Raw genomic sequence first — 11,880 nt, forward strand, 5'->3', positions numbered from 1 at the left:
AGCATGGACCTGGCCCGGGGGGCCGGCGACTGGTCCTGCACCGTGTGCTACGGCTGCGCCGGTCTCCTCACCGGAGTCTTCCAGGGGCGTTCCCGGACGGGCTGCGCCGTGGCCTACGTCCTCACCAACGCGGTGGTGGTGCTGTGGGCCTGGCAGGGGGGCGCGGAGCTCCCCCTTCTCTATGAGGTCTTCGCCGCCTCCGTCCTCTTTCTTCTGCTGCCGGAATCGCTGCTGCGCAAGGTCCGTGCCCGGCTGCGCCGGGAGGGGACGCCCGACACCGCCGACCGGGCCGCCGCCTATGTCCGGGACCGGCTGACCCACACCGCCGAGGCTTTCCGTACCCTCTATGAATCCATGCGGGGGAGCTTTCGGGGGCACACGCCCAACGACGAGGACCTCTCCACCGTCTTTGACCGGGCGGCGGACAAGGTCTGCCGCCGGTGCGCCCTGCGGGACGCCTGCTGGCAGCGGGACTACAACGGCACCTTCTCCGCCCTCAACGACGCCCTCCCCGCCATGGCGGAGCGGGGCCGGGGAGAGGCCGGAGACTTTCCCCAGCACTTCGCCACCCGCTGCCTTCACTTCCCCCAGTTCCTCGCCGCCGCCAACGAGGCCCTCACCGCCGCCCTCTGCCGCCGGCAATACCAAAGCCGCCTTCAGGAAAACCGGGCTGCGGTCTTCCGGCAGTATGGCACCCTGTCCACCCTGCTGGGTCAGGCCGCCTCTGAGCTCTCCGACTCCCTCACCCCAGACCCTGCGCGGGAAAAGCGGCTGCGCCGTCACCTCACCGCGCTGGGGCTGGAGGGGGATGCCTGGGTCTATTATGACCGCGCCGGGCACCTGCGCTGTGAGCTGGCCGGCCCCGACCTCACCCCCCTGCGCCGGGAGGGGGAGCGCGCCGCCCTCTCCGGTCTGATGGGTCTTCCCCTCCACCCGGCAGAGGAGGTGTCCGACGGCCCCGCCGGGACCCACCTGGTCTTCACTCAGGCCGAGCCCCTTCAGGCCGTCATGGGGGCCGCCGCCCGGCAGAAGGGGGGTGAGACAGTGAGCGGGGACGCCGGCGGCCTGCTCCGCACCACCGATGGGCTCCTCTATGTCATGCTGTGCGACGGCATGGGCAGCGGTCCCGCTGCCAGCCGGGAGAGCAAGCTGGCCGTCCGGCTGCTGGAGCAGTTCCTGCGGGCGGGGGTCCAGGCCGACACCGCGCTGAAGACCCTCAACGCCGCCCTGGCCCTCCGCAGCGAGGAGGAGGGCGGCTTCACCACCGTGGACCTGCTGGAGCTGGACCTTTTCACTGGCGCCGCTGTCCTCTACAAGTTTGGCGCCGCCCCCACCTATCTGCGGCGGGGGACCTCCGTGAGCCGCATCACCGGCGGCGCGCTGCCCGCCGGGCTCACCGACGGGGAGCGCACCGCCCCCGACGTCACCCGGCTCCAGCTGGAGCGGGGGGATCTGGTGGTGCTGGTCAGCGACGGGGTGGCCGACGCCCGGGACGACCAATGGCTCCGGGACGCTCTGTCCGCCTTCGACGGGACAAGCCCCAAGGACCTCGCTCTGACCCTGGTGGACGGTCAGGACGGCGGGACCGGCCCCTCCGACGACCGCACCGCGCTGGTCCTCCGGCTGGAGCTCCGGGAGGAGCACCCATAAAAAATGCAGGGTCTTCCGACTGAATGGCGGAAGACCCTGCGCTTTTTATTTCTTCTTTGATGATTTCTTCTTCGACTTCCGCCGGGCAGCCGCTGGGAAGGGCTCCCCCTCCGGCACTCTCTGTGCGGGAGGCAGATCCCGCTCCATGGGCTTGGGCTTATCCCCCGTAAAGACCTCAAAGAGATCCCGGGGCGTAAGCTCCGGCTTCCGGTGGCGGAAGATGGCCATGACCGTGGGAAAGAGAACGATGGCGATGAGTCCGCCGGAAAAGCCATTGTTATAGAGGTTGACGCCGGCCAGCACATAGCCGGCCTGGAGGACCACCGCCGAGTGGAGGAAGCCGGCCACCACGCCTACCGGCCAGCCGAAGACCCCGGCGAAGGGAGCCAGCGTGGTGCCGAAGAGGGCGGCCAGCTGGAGCCCCGGCGCGTCCACATTGTAGTGCATGAAGATACCGCCCAGCAGGACGCCGCACATGACGGGCAGGATGTTCCGGGCGTGCTTGCCATAGGCGGAGAAGCCGATGATGGTGAGGATACCGCCCAGGGTGGGGCCGTTGAGATCGCCGCCCACCAGCAGGATGTAAGAGGTGGCCAGGAGCCCGTTGACCCCCATGTTGATGAGCACCGGTCCGCCGCCCATCATCCGCAGGAAGTCGCTGGGCGCCCGCCCGGAGCTGGTGAGGAGCCGCCGGTAACCCGCCCAGTTGGCCCAGACGGGATGCCCGGAGAAAAAGAGCCCGCACAGGATGAAGACCAGGCACATCACGGCCACCGCCAGGCCGAAGCGGAGGTTGTAGCCCTCCGCCCAGTAGAGCACGCTGCTGGGGGCGTCCCCCATGGCGGTGAGCATGGGGACCAGCATCATGGCCAGCAGGCCGCAGGCAAAACCCATATTGTAGAGGTTCATGCCGTTTTGCACCTTGTAGGTGTAGGCCGACAGGGGCGGGAGGACCAGGCCGATGAGCACGCCGATGAGCACGCCCCCCAGCGGGTGGGCGTAGGTGCTGCCCAGACCCATGTAGCTCACCAGTGGGGAGAGGGCGGTGGCCAGCAGGGCCACCGAGGTGTACTTGGAAAAGGGCTCCTTCTGAATGCGGGCGTAGATCCAGGTGCCCAGAATAATGGGCCAGATGTTGACAAAGTTCTTCCCAAAGAGGGCAAACCCCGACATCAGGCCCATCTCGGTGATGGTGAAGCCGTTGAGGGGGTCGCCGGAGAGGTAGAGAAGCCCGAGGCTGATTAACGTCACAAGAGCAGAGTTGATGAAGGCCGCGCCCGGCCCCGCGATCTCCACATAGTCGGTGATGAGTACGTCCTGAGTCAGGATGATCTTCTGAAGCCCGGGCAGGATATTGGCCGGGTCGTCAAAAATCAGCCCCGCCAGGGCCAGGGCCAGGATATACGCCAGGATCATGGGGTACATGCTCTTGTATCTCATTTTCAGTCCCTCCCATTGGCTCCGGTCTGGGGTCAAACGGTGCGGAAATATTCTCTGGTCTCCTGAGCGTTGCGCATGACTTCCTCCCGCAGCGCCTCCAGGGAGGGGAACTTCCGCTCCCCCCGCAGCTTCTTGTAGAACTCCATGCGAATGGTCTGACCGTAGAGGTCCCCGGAGAAATCCAGGATGTAGCCCTCCACGCTGACCCGATCCCCGTCGTCCACTGTGGGACGGACCCCGATGTTGGTGACGGCGGGACGGCTCTCGCCGTTTTCAAACCATACCCGGGTGGCGTACACCCCGTGGGCAGGAACCAGCACATGCTCAGGGAAATGGAGGTTCACGGTGGGAAAGCCCAATGTGGAGCCCAGCTTTTTCCCGTGGGCCACCTTATCGGTGAGGATGTGGGGGTGGCCCAGAAACTCCATGGCCCGCTCCATCTCCCCCTGGGCGATGAGGGTGCGGATATAGGTGGAGGAGACGGTGATCCCCTCCAGCTCGATCTTGGGGATGATGTTGCAGCCCACCCCCAGCTGGGCGCACAGCTCCTCCAGCCGCTGGGGATTGCCCTCCCCTTTGTAGCCGAAGTGGAAGTCATGCCCGGCCACTACATGGGCAGCGCCATGCTCCTTGACCAGGTATTCAGTGACAAAGTCCCGCCAGTCCATCCGCATCATGCTGTCAAAATGGGCCACGATGACCTCCTGGATGCCATAGTGCTGCCGCATCAGATCGGCCCGGTCAGCAGGAGAGTTGATGAGCGGTGTCACCGCCCCTGTGATCCGGCTGCCCGGGTGGGCGTCAAAGGTAAAGGCGGTGGGGACCAGCCCCTTTTGGGCCGATACCTCTCTCACACGGCTCAGCAGAGCGCCGTGGCCCACATGCACCCCGTCGAAAAAGCCCAGGGCGATGGCTCGTTTTGTCTCGTTCACGGAAATCCTCTCTCTTTCCTCTCCCGGTCTCATACCGGGAAAAAGCTCTTGACCGTGGTGAGCTTGCCCCGCTCCCAGCGGCACAGGGCCAAAAAGCCCCCGTCCTCGCCGTAGACCCGATACTCTCCCGCCGTCAGGCCGGGCAGCACCAGGGTCATGCCGTTGCGGAGCTTTTTCTCCGCCTCCGGCTTCAGGATCAGATCGGGCCGTCCGGCAAAGTAGGCGTCCACCGGCAGCAGCAAGCCCTCGGCCTCCCCATGGTCGGCGGCGGCCTGGACGGCCTCCAGCGTCACCGCGTCGGCCAGAGTGAAGCCGGCAGCCATGGTCCGCCGCAGGGCGCCCATGCAGCCGCCGCAGCCCAGGGCCGCGCCGATGTCGTGGCAGAGGGTGCGGACATAGGTCCCCTTGGAGCAGCGGACCCGCAGCCGGTGGTCCGCCGGTCCGGCGGAGTCCAGCAGCTCCAACTCGTGGATGCGGACTGGGCGGGGTGGCCGCTCCACTTCCTTACCCTTCCGGGCCAGCTCGTAGAGCTTTTTGCCCCCCACCTTGATGGCGGAGTACATGGGCGGGATCTGGGCGATGTCGCCCCGGAACTGATCCAGGACGGCCAGCAGTTCCTCCCGGCCCGCCGTCACCGGTCTCTCCTCGATCACCTCACCGGTGGTATCCTGGGTATTTGTGATAATGCCTAGTTTAAGTTCTGCAATATATTCCTTTTCGGATTCAGAAGCGAACTCCACCGCCCGGGTGGCCCGGCCAATGAATACCGGCAGCACACCGGTGGCCATGGGGTCCAGGGTACCGGCATGGCCCACCCGCTTTTCGTGGAAGATGCCCCGCACCTTGGCGCACACATCCATACTGGTCCAATCAGCGGGCTTATCAATGACAAGGATCCCGTTAGGCATGGCCCTGCACCTGTCGAATGGCTGAGAGGATGGCCGCCTTGGCGTCCTCCACGCTCCCGGTAATGGTGCAGCCGGCGGCAGCGGCATGGCCGCCGCCACCCAGCAGGGCGCAGACCCCGGTGGCGCTGAGCGTCTCGTCGGTGCGGACAGAGAGCTTGCAGGACCCGCCCTCCAGTTCCCGGATGGTCACCGAGGTGCGGACCCCCTCCAGCTGACCCACAAAGGCGGCGATATCCTCGGCATCCGCCTCGTCGGCCTCCAGCCGGGCCATGTCGTCCAGGCTGACGGCGGCAATGGCAATGGCGCCGTCGTCGTGGAGGTCCATGGTGTCCACGATGAGGGCCTCCAGCTTCAGCCGCTTCAGGCTCTTGGTGCGGAAGTGCCGCTTGTTGACCCACTGGGCGTCGATCCCGGTCTCCATCAGCGCGGCGGCCACCCGGTGGGTGTCCGGGCTGGTATTGCTGTACTGGAAGCAGCCGGTATCGGTGGACACCGCCACATAGAGGGGCAGGGCCACCTCTCGGGACACCGGCCCCCACTGGCGGACGATGTCATAGACCAGTTCGCCGCAGGCCGCCCGCCCGGCGTCCAGGCAGGTCTCTTTTGCAAAATACTCCTGGGAGGGGTGGTGGTCGATGGCCAGATCAATGCCCTTTTGGAGCCACTGCTCTCCGGCAGGGGTAAAGAGCCCCTTCCCCGCAATGTCCACCGACACCACAAAGGCAGGCCGGAAGTCCTCCGGGGCCAGACAGCCCTCCAGGTAGGGAGTGAACAGGCGGGTGGCGTCCTCGTTGGGGAGGAGCCAGGCCGTCCGGCCCTGCGCCCGCAGGGCCAGGCACAGGCCCACGGCGCAGCCGATGGTATCTCCGTCGGGGCGCTTGTGGGTCAGGATCAGGATATCATTTTGGCGCAGCAGCAATTCTGCCGCTTCTCTGTACTCCATAGGGGCACCTCACTTGTCCAGCTTTTCGATGAGCTCCAGGATGTGGGCGCCCTCGGCGATGGAGTCGTCGGCCACAAAGGTAAGCTCGGGGGTATACCGGAGCTGAAGGGACCGCCCCAGCTCCCGGCGCAGGTAACCGCCGGCTGACTTGAGGCCCTTGACCACCTCTTTGACGTCGCTCTTGTCCAGCATGCTCACATAGACCTTTGCATAGCGCAGGTCCGGGGCGGTATCCACCGCCGTAATGGAGACCAGCCCGTGGACCCGTGGGTCCTTCACGGTGCGGATGAGGGCGGACAGCTCCCGCTGGATCTCCTCGTTGATGCGTCCGATACGATTGCTTGCCATATTTTTCTCCTATTAAGCATACAGACCCGTCCCCTCCTCAAATGACTTGGGGATGGAACGGGTCTGTTTGGTTTGATTGCACGGGCTCCGGTGTGGTTTGGACGTCGGGGGAATCTTACACCTCGATCTGCTCCATCAGGTAGGCTTCGATTACGTCGCCCTCTTTGATGTCCTGGAACTTCTCGAAGGTAATGCCGCACTCGTAGCCCTGGGCGACCTCCTTCACGCTGTCCTTGAAGCGCTGGAGGGAGGCAATGGCGCCGTCGTAGATGACGATGTTGTCCCGGAGCAGGCGCATCTGGGCGCCCCGCTGCATCTTGCCCTCGGTGACATAGCAGCCGGCCACCATGCCCACGCCGGTGATGCGGAACACGTTGCGGACCTCGGCCCGGCCCAGGTCCACCTCCTTGAACTTGGGGGTCAGCATGCCCTTCATGGCAGCTTCTACCTCGTTGATGGCGTCGTAGATGACCCGGTACATCCGCATATCCACGTTCATACGGCCGGCGGAATCCCGGGCGTTGTTGTCGGGGCGGACGTTGAAGCCCACGATGATGGCCCCGGAGGTGGCCGCCAGCATGACGTCGCTCTCGCTGATGGCGCCCACGGCGCAGTGGATGACCCGGACCCGGACCTCCTCGTTGGAGATCTTCTCCAGGCTGGCCTTCACCGCCTCGGCAGAACCCTGGACGTCGGCCTTGACGATGATGTTCAGGTTCTTCATCTCGCCGGCCTGGATCTGGCTGAACAGGTCCTCCAGAGAGACCTTCTGGCCCACAGGGCCGTTCATGCGGTCCTTCTGCTCCTGCTTGCGCTGCTCCACCAGCTCACGGGCCATGCGCTCGTCGTCCACGGCGTGGAAGTCGTCGCCGGCACCGGGCACCTCGCCCATGCCGATGATCTCCACGGGCACGGAAGGACCGGCCTCCTTCAGCTTCTCACCCCGGGCGCTGGTCATGGCGCGGACACGGCCCACGGCGGTGCCGGCAATGATGATGTCGCCCTGGTGCAGGGTGCCGTTCTGGACCAGCAGGGTGGCCACGGGGCCGCGGCCCTTGTCCAGCCGGGCCTCGATGACGGCGCCGTGGGCGGAGCGGTTGGGGTTGGCCTTGAGCTCCTGCATCTCGGCGGTGAGGACCACCATGTCCAGCAGGTTGTCGACGCCGTCGCCGGTCTTGGCGGAGATGGGGCAGATGATGGTCTCGCCGCCCCACTCCTCGGGCACCAGCTCGTACTCGGTGAGCTGCTGCTTGATGCGCTCGGGGTTGGCCTCCGGCTTATCCATCTTGTTGATGGCCACAATGATGGGGATGTTGGCCGCTTTGGCGTGGTTGATGGACTCCACGGTCTGGGGCATGATGCCGTCGTCGGCCGCCACCACCAGGATGGCGATATCGGTAATCATGGCGCCCCGGGCGCGCATGGCGGTGAACGCCTCGTGGCCGGGGGTGTCCAGGAAGGTGACGGGCTTGCCGCCCACGTCCACCTGATAGGCGCCGATGTGCTGGGTGATGCCGCCGGCCTCGCCGGAGGCCACATGGGCGGAGCGGATATAGTCCAGCAGGGAGGTCTTGCCGTGGTCGACGTGGCCCATGACCACCACTACGGGGGCCCGGTCCTCCAGATCCTCCTCCTTGTCCTCGCTCACATCGTTGAGCTTCTCCTCAATGGTGACGATGATCTCCTTCTCCACCTTGCAGCCCATCTCTTCGGCGATGATGGCGGCGGTATCATAATCGATCACGTCGGAGAGGGAGGCCATAACGCCGTTCTTGATGAGGCACTTGACCACCTCGGCGCCGGTCTTCTTCATCCGGCTGGCCAGCTCGCCCACGGCGATCTCGTCGGGAATCTTCACCACAGTGGGGTGCTTCTTGGCGATCTCGGCCTGGAGGCGGCGCATCTTCTCCTGCTCCTCCGCCCGGCGCTTGCTACCCTGGAAGCCGCCGCCCCGGCGCTGCTGGTTCCGGCCCTGGAACTTCTGCTTGCCGGCCTGCATCTGTTTGGTCTTGCCGGCGGCCAGATCCTCCAGGCGCTGGTCGTACTTCTCCAGGTTCACGTTGCCGCTCTTCCGGGTGTCCACGATCTTCTTCTCGGGGACCTTCCGGCTCACGCTGCTCTGGCCCTGGGGAGCCGTCTTCTGGGCGGGCTGCTGGCTCTGGGCCGGCTTGCCGCCGCCCTGGAGCTGGCTGCCGGCGGGCTTGCCGCCGTTCTGGGCGGCGGGAGCCCCCTTCTCTCCGCCCTTCTGGGCGGCGGGCTTGGTCTCTGCAGCCGGCTTGGGCTCGTGATAGGTGTCTGCAAAGATGCTCTCGATGCTCTCCACCTGGTTGTTCCGGGTGAGATAGTCAAAGAGGATGGCCAGCTCGCCGTCCTCCAGGACCTGCATGTTGTTCTTGGGGGCGGGGCCGTACTTGCCCAGAATGGTGATGATCTCCTTGGGCGCGCGGCCAAAGTCCTTGGCCACATCCCGAACTCTGTACTTGATCAGACTACTCAAATATATTCCCTCCGTTGATCGTTGGGATCACTTCAATACGAAAACCCGGAGCCGCGACCCGGGCTTGCGTATTGAAGCGATCCGCTGGCTGATACTACCTTCCCGCCGCATCTGCGGCCTCATCTGTACCCCTTCACGTCACGTGACGCCCTCCTCCGCGCTTTGTACCCCTGCCTGGGTCCTTTCGCACCTGCTTCCTGCGGCCCTCCGCCCCTTTGGGGGAGGCCGGTCTGGCGGGTGCAACCCAGGGCTTGGCTGCCGCCCGCTCCATTTTCTTCTCGTGCCGCCGCTGCTCCTTCTGCCGCTGGAGGGCCCGCTGGGCCTTTTCCTCCAGAAGGGCGGCGGTATCGCCGTACTGCTCCTGGTCCATTGCCGCCAGCTTTTGGGCAAAGGCGGCGGCCAGACCGTAATCGGTGATGGCCAGCATGGCGCAGGAGGTGCGTCCCACCGCCAGCCCCAGCTCTCCCTTGGTATAGGGAGACTGGACAGCGGGGACGGCCCCCGCCTGGGCAAAGTGGGCCGCCCGGCGCAGGGTGTTGTCTGCGGCGTCGGCGGCCAGCACCACCAAACGGGCCTTGCGGGCCCGGGCGGCGGCACCCACCGGCTCCTCGCCCACCTCCACCCGGCCGCCCTTTCGGGCCAGTCCGATGAGTCGAAGCGCGTTATCCATCCTGCTCCTCCCCCGTCCTCATCTGGCCCTCCAGGGCCTCGTAGACCTCCGGCGGCAGGGCCGCTGAAAAGGCCCGCTCCAGGGCCCGGGATTTCCGGGCCTTTTTCAGGCACTCCGGGTCGGGGCACACATAGGCTCCCCGGCCCGGCTTCTTTCCCTTGAAATCCAGGGAGACCTCTCCCTCCGGGGCGCGCACCACCCGGATGAGCTGTCGCTTTTCCTTCATTTCCCGGCAGCCAACACACTGCCGCATGGGGATCTTCTTGGGCATGTCACGCACTCCCCTCTTTGTATCTCAATCGCCGCGCGGCCCGTCAGTTTGGCCGCCAGACGGGCGTTCTGGCCAGCCCCACAAAAGGCGACGCCTTTTGCGGGGGCCCCTTTTTTCATTTGATTTGGGCGGAGTGAATCCGCCCAAACCCAAGCTTTGCCCAAGGGCAAAGGCTTGGCGCGGCAGACGCCGCGGTCAGGAGGGCCTTACATTTCGGCGTCCGCGTTCTCCTCGGGCTCCTCCGCGCTCTCCACCTCGGCCTCCTCCGCCACAGGCAGCTCGCCCGGGTCGGACTCCGGCTTGATGTCGATCTTGTAGCCCGTCAGCTTGGCCGCCAGACGGGCGTTCTGGCCCTCCTTGCCGATGGCCAGGGAGAGCTGGTCGTCGGGCACCAGCACCCGGCAGCTCTTGCCGTCGGGCAGCAGGTCCACGCTGACCACGTCGGCGGGAGAGAGGGCCGCCGCCACATAGGCGGTGGGGTCCTCGCTGTACTTGATGATGTCCACCTTTTCCCCGTGGAGCTCCTCCACGATGCTGTTGACCCGCTGTCCGCCGGGGCCCACGCAAGCGCCGATGGGGTCCACATTCTCATCGGCGGACCAGACGGCGATCTTCGTGCGGCTGCCCGCCTCCCGGGCGATGGACTTGACCTCCACGGTGCCGTCGTAGATCTCAGGGATCTCCAGCTCGAAGAGACGCTTGACCAGACCGGGGTGGGTACGGGAGATGAGGACCTGGGGCCCTCTGGTGGAGCGGCGGACCTCCACCACATAGACCTTCAGCCGGTCGCCCTCGTGAATCTCCTCCCCACGGACCTGCTCGCCGGGAGCCAGGAAGGCTTCCGTGTACTCGCTGCTGGAGCTGATGCGCAGGTTGGCCGCGCCGCTGCGGGGGTCGATACGGCTGACCACACCGGTGAGGATCTCATGCTCCTTGGAGCTGAACTCGTCGTAGATCATGCCCCGCTCGGCCTCCCGGATGCCCTGGATGATGACCTGACGGGCGGTCTGGGCGGCGATGCGGCCAAAATTCTTGGGCTTGACCTCAATGCGGACCACATCCCCCAGCTGGGCGTGGGGGATGGCCCGGCGGGCCTCCTCCAGGGACATCTCGGTGGCCGGATTGTCCACGGTCTCCACGATGTCCTTGAGGATGAACATGCGCACCTCACCGGTCTCGGGGTTGGCCTTGACCTCGATGTTGTCCCCGGCCCCCTCGTGGTCCCGCTTGTAGGCGGAGGCCAGGGCCTGGGTGATCTTCTCCATCATATATCCGGCGGGAATGCCCTTCTCCTTCTCGATCTGGGCAATGGCGGCGAAAAACTCCTGGCCGTCGTTCTCGCTGCTGTTGGTCTTTTTGGCGTTCTTTCTCGGCATTTCGTTCTCTCCCTTAAAAGCTCACATGCAGCCGCACCTGAGCAACGTCTTTCTTCTCCAAAGTCTCCGTCCCGCCGGGGAGCTCCACCGTCACGTCCCCGCCGTCATAGCCACGGAGCACACCGGTGAGCTCCTTCCGCCCGTCCCGGGCCCGGTAGAGCTTCACATCCACCTCGCTGCCCACGAACCGGGCAAAGTGCTCCGGCTTTTTGAGGGCCCGGTCGGCGCCGGCGGAGGAGACCTCCAGGGTATAGCTCCCCTCAATGGGGTCGGCCTCGTCCAGCGCGTCGCTGAGGGGGCGGCTCACCGCCTCGCAGTCATTGATGGACACCCCGTCCGCCTTGTCGATGTAGATCCGGAGGAACCACTCCCCCGCCTCCTTGACATACTCCACATCCCAGAGACTGCACCCGGCCGCCTCCACAATGGGGGCCGCCAGCGCCGCCGTGAGCTCGGTCACCTTCGCCATGCTGCATCCCTCCCGACACATTCCCCAGATACTTGAAGATCTGTTTTTTTCAATAAGAAAGAGCGGGGCGGACCCCACTCTTGACGGATACTTACACTGCTAGTGTGGACAGTATATCATATAGATAGTCTGATTGCAAGATTTTTACCGGGAATTCTTGAAAATACAGGGGCTTCTTCCCCCAAAAGCAGTCTGCCCAGGCGTTATGCCCGGGCAGACTTTGTAATGCGCAGGGGCGGGCCCTCCAGGTCCACCCGCCGGTCAGCCAGGGCCACCGTATGGCCCTCGTGGGCGCACAGCAGCGTCGGCAGGCCCAGTGCCCGGACGGCGTCCATCAGGTCCTCCGTCCGGGCCGGGTCCACCCCGGCGAAGGGCT

Annotated in this window: 11 protein-coding genes; 1 reads left to right on the forward strand and 10 read right to left on the reverse strand. The window is 65.4% G+C overall.

Annotated features, from left to right (window positions below; translation table 11 throughout):
* Nucleotides 1–1,650: SpoIIE family protein phosphatase (locus tag Q0Y09_RS07610; protein ID WP_297719974.1), on the forward strand; the 1,650-nt coding region annotated here is incomplete at its 5' end.
* A 45-nt stretch (nucleotides 1,651–1,695) separates the two neighbouring features.
* On the opposite strand, the gene Q0Y09_RS07615 is transcribed toward Q0Y09_RS07610, so the two are convergent.
* From Q0Y09_RS07615 to rimP, 10 genes are all read right to left on the reverse strand, one after another.
* Nucleotides 1,696–3,090 (reverse strand): DUF1576 domain-containing protein, encoded by a 1,395-nt coding sequence (locus Q0Y09_RS07615; RefSeq protein WP_297719976.1) that lies wholly within the window; start codon nucleotides 3,088–3,090, stop codon nucleotides 1,696–1,698.
* A gap of 32 nt (nucleotides 3,091–3,122) precedes the next feature.
* Nucleotides 3,123–4,022, reverse strand: coding sequence for a riboflavin biosynthesis protein RibF (gene ribF, locus Q0Y09_RS07620; RefSeq protein WP_297719978.1), 900 nt, complete (start codon nucleotides 4,020–4,022; stop codon nucleotides 3,123–3,125).
* A 29-nt stretch (nucleotides 4,023–4,051) separates the two neighbouring features.
* Entirely contained in the window at nucleotides 4,052–4,930 is an 879-nt protein-coding gene (gene truB / locus Q0Y09_RS07625) for a tRNA pseudouridine(55) synthase TruB (RefSeq protein WP_297719980.1), read from the reverse strand.
* Nucleotides 4,923–5,873, reverse strand: coding sequence for a DHH family phosphoesterase (locus Q0Y09_RS07630; protein ID WP_297719982.1), 951 nt, complete (start codon nucleotides 5,871–5,873; stop codon nucleotides 4,923–4,925). Before Q0Y09_RS07630 ends, truB begins: the two co-directional genes overlap by 8 nt.
* Nucleotides 5,874–5,882: 9 nt before the next feature.
* Nucleotides 5,883–6,221 (reverse strand): 30S ribosome-binding factor RbfA, encoded by a 339-nt coding sequence (gene rbfA / locus Q0Y09_RS07635; protein ID WP_297719984.1) that lies wholly within the window; start codon nucleotides 6,219–6,221, stop codon nucleotides 5,883–5,885.
* 115 nt (nucleotides 6,222–6,336) lie between these two features.
* A complete protein-coding gene (gene infB / locus Q0Y09_RS07640) occupies nucleotides 6,337–8,718 on the reverse strand; it encodes a translation initiation factor IF-2 (RefSeq protein WP_297719986.1) in 2,382 nt (793 codons plus the stop codon).
* Between the two features lie 133 nt (nucleotides 8,719–8,851).
* A complete protein-coding gene (locus tag Q0Y09_RS07645; protein WP_297719988.1) occupies nucleotides 8,852–9,388 on the reverse strand; it encodes a ribosomal L7Ae/L30e/S12e/Gadd45 family protein in 537 nt (178 codons plus the stop codon).
* Nucleotides 9,381–9,659, reverse strand: a complete 279-nt coding sequence (locus Q0Y09_RS07650) for a YlxR family protein (protein ID WP_297719990.1) — start codon at nucleotides 9,657–9,659, stop codon at nucleotides 9,381–9,383. Before Q0Y09_RS07650 ends, Q0Y09_RS07645 begins: the two co-directional genes overlap by 8 nt.
* Before the next feature lie 206 nt (nucleotides 9,660–9,865).
* Nucleotides 9,866–11,035 (reverse strand): transcription termination factor NusA, encoded by a 1,170-nt coding sequence (gene nusA / locus Q0Y09_RS07655; RefSeq protein ID WP_297719992.1) that lies wholly within the window; start codon nucleotides 11,033–11,035, stop codon nucleotides 9,866–9,868.
* 13 nt (nucleotides 11,036–11,048) lie between these two features.
* The gene (gene rimP / locus Q0Y09_RS07660) at nucleotides 11,049–11,504 is read right to left on the reverse strand and encodes a ribosome maturation factor RimP (protein WP_297719994.1); all 456 of its coding nucleotides are present in this window, start codon (nucleotides 11,502–11,504) and stop codon (nucleotides 11,049–11,051) included.
* Nucleotides 11,505–11,880: the final 376 nt, after the last annotated feature.

The sequence above is a fragment of the Intestinimonas sp. genome (genome assembly GCF_026169115.1).
Lineage (GTDB): Bacteria > Bacillota > Clostridia > Oscillospirales > Oscillospiraceae > Intestinimonas.

Excerpts from the sequence above, each read along its gene's own strand:
- Q0Y09_RS07615 (WP_297719976.1), bottom strand. The coding sequence starts at position 3,090 with ATGAGATACAAGAGCATGTACCCCATGATCCTGGCGTATATCCTGGCC.
- rimP (WP_297719994.1), bottom strand. The coding sequence starts at position 11,504 with ATGGCGAAGGTGACCGAGCTCACGGCGGCGCTGGCGGCCCCCATTGTG.
- nusA (WP_297719992.1), bottom strand. The coding sequence starts at position 11,035 with ATGCCGAGAAAGAACGCCAAAAAGACCAACAGCAGCGAGAACGACGGC.
- Q0Y09_RS07645 (WP_297719988.1), bottom strand. The coding sequence starts at position 9,388 with ATGGATAACGCGCTTCGACTCATCGGACTGGCCCGAAAGGGCGGCCGG.
- Q0Y09_RS07650 (WP_297719990.1), bottom strand. The coding sequence starts at position 9,659 with ATGCCCAAGAAGATCCCCATGCGGCAGTGTGTTGGCTGCCGGGAAATG.
- truB (WP_297719980.1), bottom strand. The coding sequence starts at position 4,930 with ATGCCTAACGGGATCCTTGTCATTGATAAGCCCGCTGATTGGACCAGT.
- rbfA (WP_297719984.1), bottom strand. The coding sequence starts at position 6,221 with ATGGCAAGCAATCGTATCGGACGCATCAACGAGGAGATCCAGCGGGAG.
- Q0Y09_RS07630 (WP_297719982.1), bottom strand. The coding sequence starts at position 5,873 with ATGGAGTACAGAGAAGCGGCAGAATTGCTGCTGCGCCAAAATGATATC.